Raw genomic sequence first — 21371 nt, 5'->3', positions numbered from 1 at the left:
CCTTATGCCAACTTGGCCGGCGGGAAGTAGTAGTGGTGGCGGCACACCGGGAAGTAACTTTCGTTGCCGCCGATTTGCACCTGTTCACCGGCATACACCGGCTTGCCGTCGTGCACGCGCAGGTTCATCGTGGCCTTTTTGGCGCAGAACCAGCAAATCGTCTTCATTTCCTCGATTTTATCGGCGTACAGCAACAAGTACCGCGAGCCTTCGAACAATTCGTTTTTAAAATCGTTCTTCAGCCCAAAGGCGATCACGGGAATGTGCAGCTCGTCGACCACCCGCGCGCATTCGAAGACGTGATGCTTCTGCAAGAATTGCGCCTCGTCGATCAACACGCAATACGCAGCCGCGTTCAGCTGCTGCACCAAGGCGAAAATATCGGTGTCGCCGGCGACGGGCTGGGCCGGGCGCTCCAGACCGATGCGGCTAGCGATCACGCCGACGCCGGCGCGGTTGTCCAGCGCGCTGGTCAGCAGGATCACGGGTTTATGTTGTTCCTCATAATTATGCGCGACCTTGAGAATCTCGATGGATTTCCCCGAGTTCATCGCGCCGTAGCGAAAATAAAGTTGTGCCACCGTTAGCTCTCCTTCGTTTGCTAAAAACGTCCGGTATCAGTATACCGAATTTTCATGGCGATTGACACCGCGGCGGCAAAGTATTCCCCGAAACCGTATGCTACAATTGACCTAGCACTTTGCCGAAAGGAAGATCGCCGTGTCCACGAATTCATTGAAAGCGGGCCTTGCCACCTGGCTAGGCCGCAGCAGCTACTGGTTCTTGCACCATGTGACCCATGGCGGCAGCTCGCTACCGGGCAAGCTCGCCAGCAAAATCGACCCCAACGTGTTGGCCAGCCTCGGCGCCAACTACGACGTCATCATCGTCACTGGCACCAACGGCAAGACCCTGACCACCAACCTCATCGTGAAAGTCTTGCGCCAGCGCTACCCCGACATTCTCACCAACCCCACCGGTAGCAACATGATGCAAGGCATCATCGCCGCGTTTTTGGCTCATGGCAAAAGTGGCGAACGCGGCTTGGCGGTGCTGGAGGTCGACGAGGCCAACGTCGCGCCGGTGGCCGCGGCCTTGCACCCCAAGGCCTTCGTGTTGACGAATATTTTCCGCGACCAAATGGACCGCTACGGCGAGTTTTACACGACCTACGAGAAGATTCTCGCCGGCGTGCGCGCCAACCCGCAAGCCACGGTGATTGCCAATGGCGACGCGCCGATTTTTAGCTCCCGCGAGTTGCAAAACCCGATGCGCTACTATGGCTTTGCCTTGAGCGACCAGCAGACCAGCGACCAAGTGGCGCCGCCGAATACCGACGGCGTGTTGTGTCCGCGCTGCGAGCACATCTTGCATTATCACGGCATGACCTACGCCAACCTCGGCGATTTCTTCTGCCCGCATTGCGGCTTCGCCCGCCCCGCCTTAGCCCATGCCGTGACGGCGGTGCACAAGCTGACGCCAGGTAGTTCCGATTTTGCCATCGATGGCCACGATTATCACCTGGAAATCGGTGGCACCTACAACGTCTATAACGCCTTGGCCGCCGCCGCGGTGGGCGCCGAGTTCGGCATCACGCCGACGCAGCTCGCCCAAGCCTTCGCCTATGACGAAAAGGTCTTCGGCCGCCAGGAAGAAATCGCGATTGGCGACAAAACCGTGACCCTGATCCTGGTGAAAAATCCCGTGGGCTTAAACGAGGTCCTGCACATGATCACCCACCAAAGCCAACCGTTTGGCCTCGCGGTGCTACTCAACGCCAACTACGCCGATGGCATCGACACCAGCTGGATCTGGGACGGCGACTTCGAGGAATTGGTCGCCAGCCACCAAGCCACCAGCTACCTGGTCGGCGGCGAACGTCACAAAGACATTGCCTTTCGCCTGCAAGTCGCCGGCGTCGATCCGGCGGTGCTGGCGGTGCAGCCCGACCTCGGCAATGTCATCAAGGCGGTGGCGGCGATGCCGGAACCGCAAGTCTACGTGCTGGCGACCTACACCGCGGTGCTGCAGTTGCGCAAGAAGCTGGCCGACGCCGGCTACATTAAACAAGGCTATTAAAATAGGCGGCCAATGTGGCCGCCTATTTGCTTATTCTGTTTCGCCTGGTGTCGATTCGATGATTTGCATTTTACCTGAGAACTGCCAGTCCTTGATTTGATTTGGAATCAGGAAGTGGGTGCCCTTTTTCACCGGATAGTCTTGGCCATCGGCGGAGAAGGTGCCGGCCCCATCAAGCACCGAGACCAAGGTGTACGGCGCGCTGGCGGTTTGGTGCAGCTGCCCGGCCAGTGCGATGCCATACACGGAGAAGAATGGCGAGATGGGCGCGGTGACATACGTAGTGATCGTCGCGTCGTCGACTTTTTCACTCGTGATGTCGAGCTTCGGGTCGACGCTTGGCACGGTGGTCACATCGATGCTTTGCTGCAGGTGCAACTCGCGCTTCTTGCCATCGGCGCCGACGCGGTCGTAGTCATACAGGCGATACGTGGTGTCGGAGCTTTGCTGAGTCTCCAGCACGACGATGCCCTTGTTCAGTGCGTGAATCGTGCCGCTTGGGACATACACGAAGTCGCCGGCCTTCACCGGCACCTTGCGCAGCAAATGCTCCCAGTCGCCTGAGTGAATCATGTCGGCGAGCTGCTGGCGGGTCTTGGCGTGGTGGCCATAAATCAGGTAGGAATCCGGATCGGCGGAAATCACGTACCAGCACTCCGTTTTCCCGAGTTCGCCGGGGCGTTCATGTGCCGCGGCGTAAGCGTCATCCGGGTGCACCTGCACGGACAGGCTGGCGTTGGCGTCGAGAATCTTGGTCAACAACGGAAAGACCTTGCCGCTTTGGTGGCCAAAGTAGTCCTGGTCCTCCGCCCACGCCTTGTCCAACGTCTTGCCGGCCAGCGGCCCATTGGCGACCACATTCGGGCCGTTTGGATGCGCGGAAATCGCCCACAATTCGCCGATGTTGCCGGCCGGGATCTGGTAGCCGAACTCGGTTTCCAGCTTGCGGCCACCCCAGATTTTTTCATGGAAAACAGGTTCAAGAAATAATGGTTGCGTCACGTCAAAGCCTCCAAAGTTAGTTGTCGTAATCGGTTCCATTTTACCACATGGTCTAGGCCATGCGCGGATGATTTTCTCTGGTAGCCGCGCCGGCCGCCCCCTACGCCTGCCCGCGCAACCACGACGCGACAATCGCGTCGCGCCGCGGCAAGAATTCGGGCTGCGGCTTGGGGTGCACGCGGTTCGTTAACACAATCAGCGCCTGGCGCGTAGTCGGTTGCACCAGCCAGAACCCGCCGGTGTAGCCGGTGTGATACAGCCACAAGCGGTGAGCCGCGTCGCGCCGCAGGTCCCAGCCTAGCGAGCGCCCGAGTTTGGCTCGGGTGAAATCCGCCAGCAGCCACGCCGGCTTCAACCACGCCGGCGTCGGCAGCACGCCCATCAGGATTTGCGAAAAGCGAATCATATCCTGCAGGCTGGCAAACAGGCCCGCGGCGCCGCTGTGCGCGCCGAGAATCGCGCTTTTGGGATCGTGCACGCGGCCTTGCAGCAACCGGCCATTCGCGTATGTCGTCGGCACGCAGCGCGCCGGCGCCGGCGTAAACGTCGCCTGCGTGAGTCCCAGCGGCCGCAATACACGCGCGGTGATCAACGCCTGAATCGAATCGTGATACACCGCCTCAAGCGCCCAGCCCACCAGCAACAAATTCACGTCGCGGTACACCACGCGGCGATCGCATTCGCCGGCGTCGACGTGCAGCTACGTCAACAGCGCCTGGCGCAATGCAGCCGGTGGCAAGTCGTCGCGGTGCGGGATGTAGCCTTCCAGCCCGCTGGTGTGGGTCAGCGCCTGGCGAAACGTCGTCGGTTGTGTAAACGCCGGCAGCCACTCGCGCAACGGCTGGTCCAACCCCACCCGCCCGGCGGCCAACGCCTGTAAAAATAGGTTGGTGGTGCCGAGCACTTTGGTCAACGACGCTAAATCATACAAGGCGCCGCTGCGTAGCGGCGTCACCGTCGGCTGCCAAGTCGCTTCGCCGAACACCGCCGTGGTGACGCGCGCGCCGGCGACGACCGCCGCACTGACGCCAGGCGTCAGGCGGTCGTTGACCAAACCATTGAGTTGTTGCCACACCGTTACCACATTGCCACGCTCCCACTAAGCGACGCTGAACCAAAACATGATGCCGTTTGGCCCGGTCGCGTTCAAATAATGCCGTGCTTCATCGTAATGATAGGTACCCAGCCCGCTGTGGTCAAGCGTGGCCGCCACCAACTCGAGCGCAGACGCAGTTGGCACAACTAAATTAATGTAATCCAGCCCGGTGTCGTCGGGGCCGCGCCGCGCGAGCGTATTGTCCAGACTGACGGTAAGGCCAATATGGTGCGTGGCATCCCCCACGGTGAGCCACGCCTGGCCGCCGGCTTGGCCCTGCAGCGTGAAGCCGATGCCGGCGGTGAGGTACTGCAAGGCGGCGGTAAAATCTGTCACGCCCAGGGCCGCCGCGCCGATGCTGGTGCCGGTGGGCAATTCCTGGTGGTTGCTGCCGCGAATCGGCGCGATGCGCGAAGCCGCGGCGGGCCGCTCTTGCCAGTCGCGCCAGTCGTATTTCACCGGAATCGCCCCGTCGCTGCCTTCGTCATACGCGAAGTTCACGCGGTTGCCGGCCGGGTCACGCACCGCAAAGCCCGTGCTTAACCCCGTGCGAAAAACGGCTGGTGGCTCAGCATCGGCGCCGGCAAACCAGCCATACACGCTGCCAATGACCCGGCGGTTGGGCACCATAATGGTCACGGCTTGTAGCCCCGCTGTCGCGTGAGCCGCCACCGGTTGCGGGGGCTGGCGCACCGCCAGCAACGCCTGTTGATTCGCGCGAATCCCCAATAAGGCGTGTCGCAGATCCTGCCGCAATATCGTAAAGCCTGCCTGGCGGTGATACCAATCCACCACCGGGGCAATTGCCGCCACGTTCAACGCGACAAAGCCAAACCGCGTTTCGTTGGCGAAAGTATCTAACGCTCCTGCCATAGTCTCCCTCCTTTTTGTACTAGAAGCATACCCAACGCGGCGAAATTTGGGAAACAATACGATGCCGAAGCCGGAAAATAGGGGCATCGCGAGGATAAATGCGCTATCATAACAGTGAGGTGATTGTATGTCTATCATTGCCCTATTCGGCGGCCAGGATCCCACGGGGTTAACCGCCACCTTGACGCGCGCCGTGCTCGCCGGCGCCAACACCACCAGCGAGTTCATCGACTTGAACCAATACGACCTGCACCCGGATCGACCCGACGCGCCGAATCCGGCGTTGGATGAACTCGAGGCCAAGCTTGCCGCGGCCGACGCTTGGGTGCTGGCGTCGCCAACTTATTTCGGCACGGTAGCCGGCCAATTCAAGCAATTTTTCGACGTGTTTCGCCATCGCATGGTGCGCATGAACTTAATTGGGGACACCTTGCCCGGCAAATACCGCGACAAGCACTACATCAGTATCACCAGCTGCTTTGCCAGCGGCTTGGACAACACGTTCACCCACCAAACCGACGCGACGTTGACCATGATCGACAAGGCGATGAGCGCCGCCGGCATCCACAAGGTGGCCGAGCTCGTGTTGCCCAACACCTGGGGCATGCAGGCGGTGCCGGGGGCCAAACTCGAACAGGCGAAGCGCCTCGGCGCCAAACTCACGACGAAACAACAAAAGGATGATGAAACGATGAAACGCTACCTGCTTTTATTCGGCATGATTGCCGTGATGGCCTTGGCCACCATGGGCATCCAGCAACTCTTCCCGGTGCTCACCGGCGGCTTTTGGCAACGCTGGGCAAGCTTCGTGTTGATTTTCTTCGTGCTGCTGGCCAGCCTGTTGCACTACGCGACATTTATGCGGCATAAACACCGGTAACCAAAAAGGCGCGGACCCAAACTGATTCAGTTTGAGCCCGCGTCTTTTTCTATAAATTGATGGTTGCGTCGCGTTGCCTACTCGGCAATCTCCTCGTGGTGGTCACGCTTGGCGAGCAGCGGCATGATGAAGCCGAGCCCGAACAAGACGATGACGCTGACGACGTTCATGATGAGCTGATGGGTGAAGCCAACGGTCCCAAAGGCTTCTTCTTGCGGCATGAAGCCCATCGTCGCGCAGACGAAGGTGAACAAGAAGCACCAGCCGCCGACGAACAGCGCGCCTTTTTGATTTTTGATGAACACGTAGCTGGAGTCAAACTTCGACTCCTGCAGGCGCAAAGCGATGAAGGCGACGAACACGAAGCAGGTCTTGTAAGGCGACACGATGCCGTTCAGGTTCAACAACCAGTTGAAAATGGTGTTGATATCCGGCAAGGTCGAGCTTAGCAGCAACAGGAACAAGCACAAGGCGGCGGTGAAGACATAGCTGTGAATCGGCCGGCCTTGCTTGTTTTTTTGCAGCAACCATTTTGGCATGAAGCGCACGGCGGTGTCGGCGGACAGCACCCGAGAACTGGCGTCGATCAACACGGCCAGCTGCGCCAACATGAACACGAGTTGCGTGGCGGCGAACATGTACATGAACGTGTTGCCGATGCCCCACTGCTTGCCCAGCATCGCAAAGGCGTAGTACGCGCCGTTCATTTTCATATCATTAGGCAGGTGGTTGGCGTTGAAGAAAATGGCCAACGCCAGCGTCCCGAAGATGACCAGGAACCCGGTCATGATGGCCAGCATCCACATCGCCTTGGGGAATTGCTTCTTCGGGTTGCGCAGCTGCTGGATGTAAGTGGCGCCGAGTTCCGCGCCGCTGGTGGCGAAGATCAACAACCCGGTCGTGGCGAAGTAATGCGTGGAAAAATGCGGCATGAAGGCATGCAGGTTAAACGGCTGGGTGGCAATTGGAAAGCCCTTGGCCAAGCCGGCGCCGGCCATGCAGACGAATAGCACGGCCATGAAGAACATCGCGGCGCCGCCAATCAAGGACATGACCTCCAATGACCGCGTGAACAGGTTCTCCAGCAGAATAAAGATGAGAATCACCAAGAAGGTGAAGATCCCAAACCACTGCGTCGACATGTGCGCGCTCAGCGAGTTGTCGCCAAGAATCAGCCAGGACATGGCGACGATGACGGAGTTGGAAACGTCGACGAGGTATGGCAAGGTCGAGGACCAGTAGATCCAGCTGATGACATAGCCCCAGGTGTCGTTGGTGGTGTGGCGAATCCACGTCGCCAGCCCCCCGCCATCGTGAATGAAGGTGGTGCCAATTTGCGCGGAAATCAGCGCGTAAGGCACGATGTAGGCGATTAACAGGAAAATCCAAGAAAAGACGACGGATAATCCTTGATTCTGGAATGGATAAAAAATATTTTCGAACCCGATTACCGTGACGAATGTCAACAGGCCAAGCACTGGCCAAGACATGTACTTCCGGTCGGGATTTAGTGCATCTTGCATAAGACTTCCTCCTTTGACAGCCGACGATCAACGGCTGCAAAGGCAGGCGGCTTGTTGTGATAATACCCGAAGTGTGACATACCCGATTCCCCTACCCAAATTTGTGAATGAATATTTTCTAATCAATGATTCACTAGTGGCCAAGTATATCGTAAGATTAAGGCGGTGTGAATCATTTTCTGCAAACGGGTGCCACATCCACCCAAGGAGGACAACATGGGATTAGTAACTGGCGCTTCAAGCGCCGTGCAAACACAGTTTCCAACCGCGGGCTTTACGGCCTTCGGTGAGCGCCCCATCGGCGGGTTCAACGCGGTGGTCATCACCGCCCACGACCAGGCGACGCTGGCGACAATCGCGGCTAGCGGCTTACCGCTGCCGGTGTTTGTCGTCGGCGGTCACCTGGCCGCCCCGCCCGAGTTTGCCGGCCCGGCGCCCGTAACCTTGACCACCCTCGACGATGCGGCCCTGGCGCAGATTAATACCGCGGCGGCCGCCTACACGGCGAGTCAGGTCCCGGCCTTTGCCCGGGACCTGCTGAACTTTGCGCTGGCGGATCCGACGACGTTTGCCACGCCGGGGCATCACGCCGGCCACTACTTCGACCACGGCCCGGCCGGCTATTTATATGAAGAGGCGTACGGCCACACCTTTTTTGCTAGCGACACCAGCGACGTCGTGACGGCGTTAGGCGACATGATGACGCATGGCGGCACGCCCTTGACCGCCGAGCAAGCCGCGGCCAAGTTGTACCATGCCGACAAAACCTACTTCGTCACCAACGGCACCACCACCAGCAACAACATCGTGGCCGCCGCGGCGTTGCAGCCCGGCGACCTCGTCTTATTCGACCGCAACAATCACAAGTCGTTTTATAATAGCGCCTTGATTCTCAATGGGGCCACGCCGGTGTACCTCGACACGTTGCGCACCGCGTTGGGCCTGATCGGGCCGGTGGACCTGGCCCACGCCACCACCGCCGACTTGCGCGCAGCCCTGGCCACCATCGCTCCAGAACGCGCCGCTGCGCCGCGGCCATTTCGCCTCGGGCTCTTGGAGCTGGAAACCTTCGACGGCATCGTGCCCGACGCCGCGACGCTCATTCACCGCTTCGGCCCGCTGTGCGATTACCTGTGCTTCGACGCGGCGTGGGGCGGCTACGAAAGTTTTCTGCCGGCGATGACGCCGATGGATCCGCTGCAGGTGCCATTAACGGCCGACGATCCGGGGATTTTTGTCACCCAGTCGCTGCACAAACAGCAAGCCGGCTTCGCCCAAACCTCGCAGATTCATAAAAAAGACGCGCACATCAAGGGCCAAGCGCGCTACATCAGCCACGCCCAGTTCAACCACGCCTACTTGAAGTACGTCACCACCAGCTACTCCTACCCGGTGTACGTGTCGCTAGCCATCAACGTCGCGCTGAACCAAGGCGCGGCGGGCAAAGCGATTTGGCGTCAGGCCGTGTTGGATTCAGTGGCGTTTCGGCGCAGCCTCACCGACTCAAAGTTATTTACCGCCTACAACGCGCCGGATTTGCTGAAGGCTACGCCGGATCAGCTCGTCGATTCGGCAGCGACCTGGGCGCTTGAGCCAGCCGCCACTTGGCACGGGCTGGCCGGGCTGCAAGCCGACCAAGCGTACCTGGATCCCGGCAAGGTCACGGTGGTGCTGCCGCACACCAAGAAATTTGGCGTGTCGGGCTGGGTAGTCGACCGCTACTTGCTCGATCACAACATCGTGCCGGAAAAAGCCGACCCCAACTCGCTGCTGTTTCTCGTCACGCCCGGGTCGCGGCCGCAGGATTGGCAACATCTGCGCGCCGTGTTGGCTGAATTCGAGGCGGATTATTTCGCCAACCGCACCGTCGCCGAAGCCTTGCCAAAACTCAGCGCCGAAACCGGCGAGCGCTACGCCAACCTGACGCTACGCCAGCTGTGCCAGGACTTGTCCGATTGGTTCCTGGACGGCGAGCTGGTGGCCAAGCAGCGCGGCTTGTTTGAACAAACCAACGCCATCGCGCGGCCAGTGTCTGCCGCGGCCGCCGACCGCGCCTTTATGACTGGCGGCACCGAGCTCGTGCCGCTGGCCGACGCCGCCGGCCGCATCGCCGTGGAAGGCGCGCTGCCATATCCTCCCGGCATCTTCGTCGTCGTCCCCGGCGAACGCTGGCGGCCAGCCGCGATTGCCTACTTCGACTGTCTGTTTGAAGGCATGCGACGCTTTCCTGGCTTCACGCCGGAGATTCAAGGCGTCACCACCGGCAGCGATGGCGTGCCCCGCGTCAATGTACTCGCCGAATAATCAAAAATCGATCCACCGCCACGCAGGCGCTGGACCGATTTTTTATTTGTTGAAAAAGGTATCTTGCGCCGCGCCAATCGCGGCGAGTTTGATATGCGCGTAAGTGAGGCCGCCTTGCAGGTACAAGGTGTACGGCGGGCGCAGCGGGCCATCCGCCGAGAACTCGACGGTGGCCCCGGCCACGAAGCTGCCGCCGGCCATGATGACCTCATCTTCGTACCCCGCCATCCGCTCCGGAATTGGCGTGACGAAGGAATCAATCGGCGAGTTGTGCTGAATCGCCTTGGCGAAGGCCACCATGTCTTGCTGGTTGCCAAAGTTCACCGTTTGAATCAAGTCGGTGCGCGGGGCGTCCCAAGCCGGCCGGACATCAAGCCCGAGCTTACTCAACAAGGCCGCCTCAAAAATCGCACCTTTGATTGCGTTGCCGGTGGTTTGCGGGGCCATGAAGAAGCCTTGGAACATGTCGCCTAACGCGCCGGTGGTCGCCCCTTCCGCGCCGCCGAGACCCGGCACCGTGAAGCGGTACGACACGCGCTCGACGAGGTCACGCTTGCCGACGATGTAGCCGCCGGTTTTGGCCAGGCCGCCGCCGGCATTTTTGAACAGCGAGCCGGCCATCAAGTCAGCGCCGACGTCGAGGGGCTCAATTTCCTCGGAGAATTCGCCATACGCGTTGTCGACGAAGATCCACATGTCCGGCCGCACGCTGCGCACGGCGTCGATCATCGTTTTGATCTGGGCGACGGTGAAGGAATCGCGCGTCGCGTAGCCGCGCGAGCGTTGAATCGCCACGACCTTGGTGGCCGGGCGTAGGCGCGCCTTGATGCCGGCTAAATCGGGCTGCCCATCCGGCAACAAGTCGACGTAATCGGCGCTGATGCCGTATTCCTTGGGGCTGCCGACGCCGTTGCCGGCCATGCCCAAGACTTCCTGCAAGGTGTCGTAAGGCTGCCCCGTGATGTACAAAATCTCGTCACCGGGCCGCACCAGCCCTAAGAGCGCCACGCCAATGGCATGCGTGCCGGACACAAACTGCGGCCGCACCAGCGCGTCTTCACCGCCAAGCACATCGGCGTAAATCGCCTCGAGCTTATCGCGGCCCTCGTCGCTATGGCCATAGCCGGTCGAGCCGGTCAGGTCACTTTCGGCCACGTGATGCGTTTGAAAACTCTTCAACACCTTGGCTTGGTTGGCCACAATTTGGTCATCCAAGGCGGCCAGGCGCGGCGCGATTTGCGCATCGACGGCCTGTACCATGGCGATTAATTTCGGATCGTAATCATCTTGCCAACTCACTGTTTTCTCCTAACCACGCGGCGACCCGCGCTTGCACTTGTGTGATGGCCGCCGGGTCCCCAACCAAATCGAACCATTCGGTGGGCAGCTGGTGGCGAAAATACGTTAACTGGCGCTTGGCGTAATGCCGCGAATGCTGCTTGATCAACGCCACGGCGCTGGCCAAGTCAGTATCGCCTTGCAGATACGGCACCAATTCCTTGTAGCCGATGGCCTGTAGCGCCTGAGCAGAAGCCGGCACCCGCTGCAACAACCCTTGCACCTCGGCCACTAATCCGGCGGTGAGCATCGCGTCGACGCGCGCGTTGATGCGCGCGTACAAGACGGCGCGATCTGTAGTCAAGCCGATGACTAAGGCATCATACGCCGGCGTCGGCGCCGGCTGCCCCGACACCCGCTGGCCGGTTTCCTGCCAGACTTCTAGCGCGCGAATCACGCGGCGCGTATTGCCCGCCGGGATTTTCGCGGCGCTGGCGGGGTCGATTGCGTTGAGTCGCTGCCACAACCACTCGGGATCATGCGCGGCCAGCTGTTGCTGCAACGCCGCGCGCGCCGGCGACGGCGGCGCCGCGCCGCCCAGCGGCAAGTCTAGGCGCAAGGCGTTCAGATAAAACCCGGTGCCGCCGACGACAATCGGCAGGTGGCCGCGCGCGGCCACCGCAGCGATGGCCGCCTTGGCGTCGCGCTTAAATTGCGCGGCGGAATACGGCTCAGTTGGGTCGACGATGTCCAGCAGGTGGTGCGGGACGCCGGCCATTTCGGCGGCGGTTACTTTGGCCGTGCCGATATCCATGCCGCGATAGATTTGAAAGGCGTCGCCGTTGATTACCTCGCCGTGAAAAGCTTGCGCCAATTGCACGGCCAAGGCGCTTTTACCCACCGCCGTCGGGCCGCCAATCATCAGCACCCGTGGCAATGTCGTTGTTTTTTTCACATTCATCACCGTTATCTAGTATACTTGAGCTAGCACGAAACTTCAGCTTGAGGAGGAAAATTCGATGGCACACAAATTTATCAAGGGCTTTCTCGTTGGCACATTCATGACGGCAGGCGCCGTGGCGGGTTCCGTCTTGGCGTTCAAGAAGAGTTACATCGAACCCGTTGAAACCAAGGTTCAAGAAATCGACGATAACCGGCGCAAGGCCAACCGCAAGCGGCACGCCGCGCATCAAGGGTAACGAGTGGCACCCCACCGCGGGTGCTTTTTTTGTGCCCGAGCAAAGAAAAAACCGCCTCGAGGGCGGTAGTCGGCGTTAGGCCAGGGCCTGTTTGGCGGTGGTGGCTAACGCAGCGAAGCTGGTCGGATCGCTGATGGCGATGTCGGCAAGCATCTTGCGGTTCATGTCGATGTTGGCCAACTTCAGGCCGTGCATCAACTGGCTGTACGAAATGTCGTTTTGACGCGCAGCGGCGTTGATCCGCGCAATCCACAGGGAGCGGAAGTTGCGCTTCTTGGCGCGACGATCGCGGAAGGCATAGCGATAAGACACCATGACTTGGGCATTAGCCGCCTTGAACAAACGGTGCTTGGAGCCGCGATAACCCTTGGCGAGCTTCAGAACCTTCTTGCGGCGCTTACGAGTAACAGTTCCACCTTTAACACGTGGCATATGAAATTCCTCCTCTGACTATAAAGCGATTACTTGACTTGGCTAAGCATCTGGCGGATCCGCTTCATATCTGAGTGGGATACCAAACCTGACTTGCGCAGTTGGCGCCGTTGCTTCTTGGTCTTACCGTGGAAGCGGTGGCTCGTGTAGGCGTGGCCCCGCTTTAAAGCGCCACTTGCAGTTTTCTTGAAGCGCTTAGCGGAAGCACGGTGTGTCTTGAATTTTGGCATGTCAATTTCCTCCGTAAACTATGATTGTCTGACTACTTTTTTTGTTGGTCAGGCTTTGGCGACAGCATCAAGAACATGCTGCGGCCGTCCATCTTTGGGCGGACCTCGATGTTGGCGATGTCCTTGGTGGCTGCGGCCATTTCCATGAGGACCTTTTGACCCAGATCCTTATGCGTGATCGCCCGGCCTCTAAACCGGACAGATACCTTCACCTTGTCCCCTTTTTCCAGGAACTTGGTCGCATTCTTCAAACGGGTATTGAAGTCCGCTTCGCCAATGGTTGGGCTCAGCCGGATTTCCTTGATGCTGATGGTTTTCTGCTTCTTACGGGCTTCGCGATCTTTCTTTTGCTGCTCAAAGCGGAACTTCCCGAAGTCCATGATGCGGGCTACCGGCGGCTTCGCGCTTGGGGAGACCAAGACCAGATCTAAGCTAGCTTGCTCGGCTAAAGCCAAGGCGTCACGGGTATCCTTGACCCCAAGTTGCTCGCCGGTTTGAGAAATCAACCGAACTTCGCGGGATCGGATGCCATCGTTGACCATCATATCTTTTGCTATGGCAATTCACCTCCATAAATTTGGCGAGAAAACGCAGAAACGGCGGGGTCTACAGAGAGACCCCGCCGGTTTATATACCGATTTATCAGCCTAGCGGTGCAAGCACGTGGGCGAGAAGCGGGAACTTCTGCTTGTTTTTCTCAACTTGTCTATCATACCGGACCTGGCCCTGCCCGTCAAGCGTCGGGATCAGATTCCGAAAATCGCTGGCGCAAGGCCCGCCGCGCCGGGCGTAGCTGGCTGCCCCAGGTGATCAGACAAATGCCCATGGCGCCAACCACGGCCAGCCACCGCGGGGTAAACCCAATGGCGGCAAACCACCAGTTGGCTAGCAGCGCCACGCCGAGTAACGCCAGCGTCATGACGCCTAATAGTAACAGATAAAACCCGCGGCCGCCATGGGCAAACAGGCCAAATAGGCGCTGCTCGCGCCGGCCGGGCAGCCAGGCCAAGGCCAAGAAACTGCCGACCATGAGTGCTAAGCCGAGCAGCCGCGCCAACAGCCACAACACCAACCACGAGCCCCACAGTTGCACCAGCATGCCGTCACCTCATCTCAAGTAGGATTTCACACGTCACCCATTGCGTCAACTCAGGCCATTTGCCCGACGACTTTGACCTTCACGCGCGTCGCCTCGCCTGGTGCGTATTGCAGCGGCAGCTCGTCGATATCGACCACGTCGACGGTGGCCGGCACGGCGCCGGCGGCAATGGCTTGTTGCTTGGCCGCCTGCGTGGCGTCGGCAATCGCTTCGGCTCGCGGCACGCTGACGTATTGGTAAAGTTTTTCGGCTTGGCCGCCGACTTGCGCGATGGTCGCGCCGATGGCATTGGCCACCCCGCCCAGCGGCGACTGGTAGGTCGTGGCGGTGCCGGCCAGCTTGGCCGTGACGATTACCGCGCCGCCGCCGACGAGAATCAAGTCGACCGGCTCGGCGCTGGTTTTCATCTTGTCGATGGCGTCGGCCAGCAGGCGCTGGATCTCCGCCGCCGCGGCTTCAGCCGTGGCTTGGGGAATCACCTGCGTCAGCGCCGGGTCGCCGAGCTTGACGTGACCCAGGCGCACCGCGATGTCCGTGGCGGTCATCGTGTCGCCGCCGAAGCACAGCGCGCGCTCGGTGATTTGGTAGCCGACGCTATCCGGGCCGACGGTGACGCTGCCATCGGGTTGGGTGCGCACGATGCTGCCGCCGCCTAAGCCGATGGACAAGATATCCGGCATGCGGAAGTTCGTCTGCACGCCGCCCACCGTGACCGCCTGGCTGGACTCGCGGGGAAAATCATGCACGAGCACGCCGAGGTCCGAGGTGGTGCCGCCAATGTCGAGCACCAAGGCGTCGCTGCGCTTGGCCAGATACGCCGCGCCGCGAATGCTGTTGGTCGGGCCGCTGCCGATGGTGAGAATCGGGTAGCGCGCCGCAAAGTCCAACGCCATCAGCGTGCCGTCGTTTTGGCACAGGTAGACGCTGGCGGCGGTGATGCCTTCATCGGCCAAGGCCTTGGCAAAGCCGCTAGTGACCCGGCGAATCACCTGGTTCAACCCGGCGTTTAAAATCGTCGCGTTTTCGCGGGTGATCAAGCCGAGGCTGCCGATGGTCGCCGACAACGACACCGGCATGTCCGCGCCGAAGACTTCCCGGGCGATGGCCGCGGCGTGCTCCTCTTGGTCGCGGTTCAACGCCGAAAACACGCCGACGATCGCGATAGCCTGCACCTTGCCGCGCCAAGCCGTGAACGTGGCCCGCAACTCGTCGTCATCCACCGCCGTCAAGAGTTGGCCGTCGTATTCATAGCCGCCGTGCACCAGCTTGTAGGTGCCAGACAAGGCCGCCACCAAATCGGCGGGCCACTCCGTGTACGGCGTGATCGCCGCGGTGGCCGGATAACCCAGGCGCACCACGCCGACTGCGGCGAGTTGCTTGCGCTCGACAATCGCGTTGGTCGCCTGCGTCGTGCCCAACATCGCCGCGGTGATGGCGGCAGGCTTGATGCCGCTTTCCGCCAACACCTTGGCGATGGCGGTGTGAATGCCGCTGGCCACATCCGGCGTGGTGTGCGTCTTGGTGCTGGCCACCACGGTGTTATCGGCCATGATGACCGCGTCGGTGTTGGTGCCGCCGACGTCGATGCCTAATCGATATGCCATCAGTCAATCACTCCTTTCTCCCGCGCCGCCTTGATGCGCTGCTCCACCGGCACATAATCCAAGTCGTACTTAAAGTAGCGCGGCCCGACGCAATCAATGCCGGCCGGCGTGCGCCACTTCTCATCGGCGGGCAGCCCCAACACGTAGACGCGCTTGCCGTATTTCAACTCTTCGTTGGTCACCGGGGCCAGCGTCTCCGTGTCCACTAAGGTGATCAGGTCCGGCGCCGTGGCAATCACGGTGTCGTCAACGCTGAAGACGATGTTTTCGTTTTGAAATTCCATCTTGCCGGTACGCTGCGAGTCCGCGCCGAGCCCGGTGAAAATGACGGTGCCGAAGTTGAAGCCGGCCTTGGTGGCGTGTTGAATGTCGGTGATTTTCGCCGTCAACAGCCGCGTGCCCGAGGTAATCTCGAGCAAGGCACTCAAGGCGGCGGCCGGCGTCGCGTAGTCGCCGAGGTGGTGAATCAGGTGGCCGATGCGCTGACACTTGGTGATGATGCCCAGCACCCCGTCGCGCGCCAAGGCGGCCCCGGTGGTAGTGTCGCTGATCGACTGCGCCGTCGCCCCCATTTCCACGGTGATGGCCCGGGCAAACTTCTCGGCGTCATGCGGCGCGTCGACGTCGATTTGCACGAGGTTGCCTTTTTCATCGGCCATCACGATGGGGCAAATGCGGTGGCCGGCCAGCGCCAGCGTCGACATCTGCAGCTCGGGGAAAGCACGCCCCATGCCATCGGCGTCGATCACCGGCAAGCCGAGCTTGGCGCCGACGATGAAGGGAATCATCGAGTTGATGCCCCCGGCTTCGATGGGAAAAACGGCCTCGACCGGATGCCCGAGGCGCTCAGTCAGCTTGTCCATCATTAACTTGAACTCGCTGCCGTTGGGAAACTTCTCCAAGCCCACCGCCGGCGCCCCGATGCCGCTGGGGCTGGTGACGACCGCATCCGGCGCCACCTCGCTTGCTTCCAGCAAGGTCACCGGCCCGTGTTCGCGCACCGCCGAAATCGCCATCAGTTTGCCGACTTCGGGGTTGCCGCCGCCGCCAGCGCCCATTAACGCCGCGCCGGTGGCAATTTCTCTTAATTCCGCTACGCCAATTGTTCGCATGCCTTACGCCTCACTTTTCCGCAAACCCATGAGCTTCATGCCCACGTAGTACACCACGCCAGAAATCACCAGCACGTTCAGCGACTGAATGCCCCAGTTCGCATAGGCGCCGGCCACCGTACCGACGACCCAGGCGATGATGGTGACAATCGGGAAGGTCTCGGCGTGCTCGGGCAACTCGCCGCGCAGCCGGCTCTCCTCAAGTTCCTTGCGCGAGCGGCGCAAGATCCAGTAGTCGATGAACATGATCGAGGCAATCGGCGGGAACACCAAGCCCAGCAGCGTCAGAAAATCGGCGAAGTGATCGATCAAGCCGATGACGGACAGGAAGGTCCCGATGAGGCTGGTGACCACCGTGATGGCGCCGCGGTTGAAGTCCTTGTGGAAAACCTGCTTAAAGAAGTTGGCAAAGTCTAGCGACGCGGAGTACAGATTCAAGTCGTTGACCTTCACCGAGCTGAAAATCACCAGCAAAATCCCAAAGCCGCCGGTGAGCTGATAAATAATCGGCATGATGTCTTCTTTACCCACCGCGTGCGCCATGAGCACCCCGAGGATGTTGACGCCTAGCTCGCCAATCAACGTGCCGATGACCGACACCCAGAAGACGTCTTTGGCGTTGTGGTTGAACCGGTTCAAGTCGGGCATGATGATCGCGCCGATGATGAAGTTCCCGGTGACCATGGTGATGGCCGCGCTCATCGATAGCGCCGCTCCCGGCGCCGCCATCGTCACCAGCGCCGTCAAGGTGTGGCCCTTGAACATGCTGTAAGTGGCGATGCCGATGACGATGATAAACGCCGGTACGGAAATATTCGACGTCCAGCTCAGCCCCTTAAAGCCAAACATGACGGAAAATGTCACGACCAGGCCGGTAATCGCTGCGACCAACGGGAAGCTCACGTGGCCGGGCAACAACGCGATGATGCCTTGCGCAAAAATCGAGTTTTGAATCCCAAACCAGCCAATCAAGCTGATCCCAAAGGTCAAGCCAACCACGGCCGAACCCAGCGTGCCAAAGCCGGTCCACTTGGATAGTAGCGAGGTCGACAGGCCTTCGCGCTGGCCGGCGACGCCGAGGCCAAAGGCGATGAATTCAAGAAACGTACTGCCGACCGTGGTGGCGATGATGGCGTCCCAAAACGACATGCCATACCCCAGCTCGGCGCCGAGCATGAATTGGCTCAGCGCAACGAAGCCGCCGATTTGCACGATGAGCACGCGCCACATCGGCGTTTTTCCTTCAGGCGGCACCCGTTGTAACGAGTAGTCATCGGTCATGTTCGCTAACTTTGTTTTATCTTGTACAGCCTCTGCAGCCATAAGCCCTCCTTGGCGAATCATGAGAATTCGACGAGTGCCGGTTCCCATCATTAACGCTGATTATGAATATTACTCGTATAAATACCAGACAAATCACAAACATTCGGCGTTTGAATTAATATTTATACTCCATTGGTGTTACAGTGTACGCTCATCACCTTTTAATGGCATTATGGCTGGCCACAAAAAAGCACCGGCCGCATTGGGGATTCCCCCAATCTTGACCGGTGTCTCTCATGATTCACTTAATAATCGCTCACTGCCGGCCAACTCGTAGAGCCAGTCGGAATCTGGCATCGCCCCCACCGTGAAGCCGAGGCGCGTGCTTAACTTGTGCAGCCGATAGCTCACCGTGTTGGGGTGGACGAACAGCTGCTGGGCCACCGCCGCCACCTTGCCATCGCAATCCAACAAGTAGGCGCTGGCGGTGTCAAATAGCGTCGGCTCGGTGGGCAGCCCCACCAGCTGGCGCGCCGCGGCGCGCTTGGCGGCGTTCTCGGCCGCCCCCGTGCCAATCGCCGCGCGACACCGCGCAGCCAGCCGCAAGTCACCGAGGCTCAGCGTGGCCCGGCGCGGAAAAATCTTCGTCGCGTCGATCGCCGCGGTTTTCACCAGCGCCGCGGCGGCCTTCAACGCCGCCACATCCGCCAGCACGGGACACACCACCGGCGGCACCGGGTAGCCCCAGGCCTTAGTGGCGGCCGCCAACTTCGCGCTCACCGCCTGCATGGCCCCCGGTGCGAGGTGGCCGCGGGGAAACAGAAATAATAAATTATCGTAGCGTTCACACAGGGCCACCGGCGCCGTTTGGCCCACCAGCGCCACCAGCTGGCCTTGCTGGCGCGCGCGGTCCTGGCCGGTAAACTGCGGAATCAGCCAGCCTTGGCGCAGATCCGCCAGCGCCACGTGATAAAATGCCGCCAGCCGCTGAATCTGCACCGGGTCCCCCGCCATGATGGCCGACAGCAACGCGCCGCGACTCATCGCCGTCGGGTTTTGGCCCCACAGATTCAAGGCGATTTGTAGCGTCGACACCACCTCGCCGCGCGCATAGACGTCTAGCGTGCCGCCGTCTTGCAGCAACAGCAGCCACACAGTGCCCAGCCGCGGATCATCCGAGACTTTCTCCCAGTATTGGTGGCGGGCGTCTAGCGGCGCGGTCCCCGCGTCGAAATGGACGCGGGCAAAGGCACCCCAGTCTTCGCTGGCCGTCGTCGGCCAGGCACACGCCGTGATCACCTGCCCGTCGCGGTTGAACAACGCGACGCCGACGTGTAGCCGGTCGGCCACCATGCGCACCACGGTGTCGACGGTGTGTTGCGCCGGCGGCAGCTTGGTCGCCTGCTCCAGCAGATCCATGGCAAACATCGGGTTGTGCATGTGGTCGAGAAAAATCGCCTGCATCACGTCGCTGATCACCTCGCTGTACGCCGGGTGCGGGTCGTTTAGCGGCATCATGATGATGGCATAATCCAGCGAATTGGCTAGCGCCACCACCAGCGGGTCGACCTTGGGCATCAAGATGCCGACGTAAAACAACACCAAGCCGGTGTCGCCTTGGCTTTTCAGCCGGCGAATGTTTTCGCACTGGGCGGTGACGTTGTCGCGCACGTCGGCGAAGGCCGTGAGCACAAGCTCGTGGCCTTGGTAGTGAATCTGGTCGACGAGGGTTTGTTGAATCGGGGTCACCTCGGAATATTCCAACACCGACACCGCCGTCACCGGCCAGTCGAGCCCGCGCGCGTCGGTGAGTAAATTCGCCCCGCGCAACGCGGGCAGGCGCAAACAATCGCCAATCGTCACTGTCATGATGCCACCTCCTGCATTGGCGCCATTTTAACGTTATCAGGGAAAAATGCAACGGGGCGGCAAACAAAAAAGCACATGACCGCGGTCATGTGCTTGGTGATTTCAGTAATGTGTCGCTGCGAAAGGCTGAATCCGAACAGCTAGCTAGGCTACCCGGCGGATTCAAACCGCCTTTCTTCGCTGCGCTAGTCTTCGTCCGGCCAGTCGGCGGCGGTGTAGACGTCTTGCACGTCATCGTCGTCTTCCAAGGCGTCGATCATGTTTTGCATGGTTTCGACCTTGTCTGCCGGCACCGGCGTCAGGTTTTGCGGCACCATGGTCAACTCACTGGTAGAGAACTTGAAGCCTTGTTCCTCTAGCGAATCGCGCACGGCCGCGAAGTCCTTAGGATCGGTGTAGATTTCAAAGGCTTCCGGACTGGTTTGTAAGTCCTCGGCCCCGGCTTCCAGCACCGCTTCCAACATTTGATCTTCCGTGACGTCCAGGTCTTCGCGATCGATCACGAAGTAGCCGCGGCGGTTGAACATGTACGCCACCGCGCCGGCCCCAGCCATCGTGCCGCCATGGCGAGTAATGGCCACGCGGACGCTGGAACTGGTCCGATTCTTGTTATCCGTCAAGGCATGAACCAAGACGGCAACACCGCCTGGGCCATACCCTTCATAGGTCACTTCATCGTAACGCGTCGTGTCGCCGCCATCCGCCTTATCCAACGCCCGTTTCACGTTGTCCTTAGGCATGTTAGCCGCGCGAGCCTTATCCATTACTAACCGAAGGGCAGGGTTGTTGTTGGGGTCAGAACCACCTTGCTTTGCAGCCATAAAAAGTTCCCGTGAGATTTTTTGGAAAATTTTGCCACGCTTGGCGTCCTGAGCATTCTTACGGCCCTGGATATTATGCCATTTGCTGTGTCCTGACATGATAAACCCTCTTTCGTAGATGATATGGAAATGTACCGATAGTAGTATACCAAACTGCACCCAGCGATGCCACCGGAATTAACGGCGCCGCCGCGTCAGCAGCAAGCCGAGCCCGACCGCCACCGCCGCGGCGACCGTGTCGAGCATCACGTCTTGAAATAAGGGCGAGCGGCCCCCGGTCAAGAGCTGGTGAAACTCATCAAACGCCGCCACGCCGGCGCAGGCCAGCACCGTCAGCACCGCGCGCAGCCAAGTCGGCGTCACCCGTTTTTGCAACCCGAAGCTGCCGGCGAGCCCAAGCAGAAAATAAATCGCGACATGCGCCGACTTGCGCAGGAAAAATTCAATGAAGGCAAAATAGCCGAGGTGGCGAATGGAAATCCGCGTGCCGGCATAGGTGAAGTCGATGCCGCTCAGCAGCCCCCGCCCGGGCTGGCGGGCTAGCAGGCGCTGCAATAATGGGATCAAAGTTTGTTGGCCATAGGTCATGCTGGAGCTGATGAACAACACGACGACGACGGCGCCCATCACCAGCCACCACTTGCGTTGCTTGCGCATTTTCCCCACCTCCACGAGATTTAGCATACCATATTGCCGCCATCACGCGT

20 protein-coding genes and 1 pseudogene are annotated in these 21371 nt (G+C 60.2%); 4 read left to right on the top strand and 17 right to left on the bottom strand.

Features of this window, described 5'->3' with window-relative positions; genetic code table 11:
- Positions 1–2: 2 nt before the first annotated feature.
- The gene (locus FD02_RS06460; protein ID WP_054723435.1) at positions 3–581 is read right to left on the bottom strand and encodes a thymidine kinase; all 579 of its coding nucleotides are present in this window, start codon (positions 579–581) and stop codon (positions 3–5) included.
- Positions 582–720: 139 nt separating this feature from the next.
- On the opposite strand from FD02_RS06460, the gene FD02_RS06455 reads away from it, so the two are divergent.
- Positions 721–2079, top strand: a complete 1359-nt coding sequence (locus FD02_RS06455; RefSeq protein WP_056951268.1) for a Mur ligase family protein — start codon at positions 721–723, stop codon at positions 2077–2079.
- Between the two features lie 30 nt (positions 2080–2109).
- Here FD02_RS06455 and manA read toward each other — a convergent pair whose 3' ends face one another.
- The 3 genes and pseudogenes from manA to FD02_RS06440 form a co-directional block, all read right to left on the bottom strand.
- Positions 2110–3081, bottom strand: coding sequence for a mannose-6-phosphate isomerase, class I (gene manA / locus FD02_RS06450; protein ID WP_054723434.1), 972 nt, complete (start codon positions 3079–3081; stop codon positions 2110–2112).
- A gap of 100 nt (positions 3082–3181) precedes the next feature.
- A pseudogene (locus FD02_RS06445) lies at positions 3182–4165 on the bottom strand (serine hydrolase domain-containing protein).
- A 15-nt stretch (positions 4166–4180) separates the two neighbouring features.
- Positions 4181–5050: a VOC family protein gene (locus tag FD02_RS06440; RefSeq protein WP_056951265.1), complete on the bottom strand. Its 870-nt coding sequence runs from the start codon at positions 5048–5050 to the stop codon at positions 4181–4183.
- A 127-nt stretch (positions 5051–5177) separates the two neighbouring features.
- Here FD02_RS06440 and FD02_RS06435 point away from each other — a divergent pair, with 127 nt between their 5' ends.
- Entirely contained in the window at positions 5178–5930 is a 753-nt protein-coding gene (locus FD02_RS06435; protein WP_054723563.1) for a flavodoxin family protein, read from the top strand.
- 77 nt (positions 5931–6007) lie between these two features.
- On the opposite strand, the gene FD02_RS06430 is transcribed toward FD02_RS06435, so the two are convergent.
- Complete coding sequence (locus FD02_RS06430) at positions 6008–7453, bottom strand: APC family permease (RefSeq protein ID WP_235806688.1); 1446 nt, start codon at positions 7451–7453, stop codon at positions 6008–6010.
- Positions 7454–7669: 216 nt separating this feature from the next.
- Between FD02_RS06430 and FD02_RS06425 the strand changes: the two genes are divergently transcribed.
- A complete protein-coding gene (locus FD02_RS06425) occupies positions 7670–9757 on the top strand; it encodes an Orn/Lys/Arg family decarboxylase (RefSeq protein ID WP_056951263.1) in 2088 nt (695 codons plus the stop codon).
- 42 nt (positions 9758–9799) lie between these two features.
- Here FD02_RS06425 and FD02_RS06420 read toward each other — a convergent pair whose 3' ends face one another.
- A complete protein-coding gene (locus FD02_RS06420; protein ID WP_056951261.1) occupies positions 9800–11056 on the bottom strand; it encodes a methionine gamma-lyase family protein in 1257 nt (418 codons plus the stop codon).
- Complete coding sequence (gene miaA / locus FD02_RS06415) at positions 11040–11957, bottom strand: tRNA (adenosine(37)-N6)-dimethylallyltransferase MiaA (protein WP_235806698.1); 918 nt, start codon at positions 11955–11957, stop codon at positions 11040–11042. Before miaA ends, FD02_RS06420 begins: the two co-directional genes overlap by 17 nt.
- 97 nt (positions 11958–12054) lie before the next feature.
- Between miaA and FD02_RS06410 the strand changes: the two genes are divergently transcribed.
- Positions 12055–12234: a DUF3042 family protein gene (locus FD02_RS06410; RefSeq protein WP_056951256.1), complete on the top strand. Its 180-nt coding sequence runs from the start codon at positions 12055–12057 to the stop codon at positions 12232–12234.
- A 75-nt stretch (positions 12235–12309) separates the two neighbouring features.
- Here FD02_RS06410 and rplT read toward each other — a convergent pair whose 3' ends face one another.
- The 10 genes from rplT to FD02_RS06360 form a co-directional block, all read right to left on the bottom strand.
- On the bottom strand, positions 12310–12666 hold the full coding sequence (rplT, locus tag FD02_RS06405; protein WP_056951255.1) for a 50S ribosomal protein L20: 357 nt from the start codon (positions 12664–12666) through the stop codon (positions 12310–12312).
- A 29-nt stretch (positions 12667–12695) separates the two neighbouring features.
- Positions 12696–12896 (bottom strand): 50S ribosomal protein L35, encoded by a 201-nt coding sequence (rpmI, locus tag FD02_RS06400; protein WP_054723674.1) that lies wholly within the window; start codon positions 12894–12896, stop codon positions 12696–12698.
- Positions 12897–12928: 32 nt separating this feature from the next.
- Positions 12929–13459 (bottom strand): translation initiation factor IF-3, encoded by a 531-nt coding sequence (infC, locus tag FD02_RS06395; RefSeq protein ID WP_056951253.1) that lies wholly within the window; start codon positions 13457–13459, stop codon positions 12929–12931.
- A 170-nt stretch (positions 13460–13629) separates the two neighbouring features.
- Positions 13630–13995, bottom strand: coding sequence for a hypothetical protein (locus tag FD02_RS06390; RefSeq protein ID WP_056951251.1), 366 nt, complete (start codon positions 13993–13995; stop codon positions 13630–13632).
- 50 nt (positions 13996–14045) lie between these two features.
- The gene (locus tag FD02_RS06385; protein ID WP_056951249.1) at positions 14046–15599 is read right to left on the bottom strand and encodes a hydantoinase/oxoprolinase N-terminal domain-containing protein; all 1554 of its coding nucleotides are present in this window, start codon (positions 15597–15599) and stop codon (positions 14046–14048) included.
- The gene (locus tag FD02_RS06380; protein ID WP_056951247.1) at positions 15599–16711 is read right to left on the bottom strand and encodes a DUF917 domain-containing protein; all 1113 of its coding nucleotides are present in this window, start codon (positions 16709–16711) and stop codon (positions 15599–15601) included. The genes FD02_RS06385 and FD02_RS06380 overlap by 1 nt, the downstream gene beginning before the upstream one ends.
- Before the next feature lie 3 nt (positions 16712–16714).
- Positions 16715–18034, bottom strand: coding sequence for a purine-cytosine permease family protein (locus FD02_RS06375; protein ID WP_056951245.1), 1320 nt, complete (start codon positions 18032–18034; stop codon positions 16715–16717).
- A gap of 234 nt (positions 18035–18268) precedes the next feature.
- On the bottom strand, positions 18269–19843 hold the full coding sequence (locus tag FD02_RS06370; protein ID WP_056951244.1) for a PucR family transcriptional regulator ligand-binding domain-containing protein: 1575 nt from the start codon (positions 19841–19843) through the stop codon (positions 18269–18271).
- A 185-nt stretch (positions 19844–20028) separates the two neighbouring features.
- The gene (locus FD02_RS06365) at positions 20029–20763 is read right to left on the bottom strand and encodes a YebC/PmpR family DNA-binding transcriptional regulator (RefSeq protein WP_056951242.1); all 735 of its coding nucleotides are present in this window, start codon (positions 20761–20763) and stop codon (positions 20029–20031) included.
- 78 nt (positions 20764–20841) lie between these two features.
- Positions 20842–21321, bottom strand: coding sequence for a VanZ family protein (locus tag FD02_RS06360; protein ID WP_056951240.1), 480 nt, complete (start codon positions 21319–21321; stop codon positions 20842–20844).
- Between the last annotated feature and the right edge of the window lie 50 nt (positions 21322–21371).

The organism is Lacticaseibacillus nasuensis JCM 17158, from assembly GCF_001434705.1.
Lineage (GTDB): Bacteria > Bacillota > Bacilli > Lactobacillales > Lactobacillaceae > Lacticaseibacillus > Lacticaseibacillus nasuensis.
This window is presented reverse-complemented; position numbering and strand designations above follow the sequence as displayed.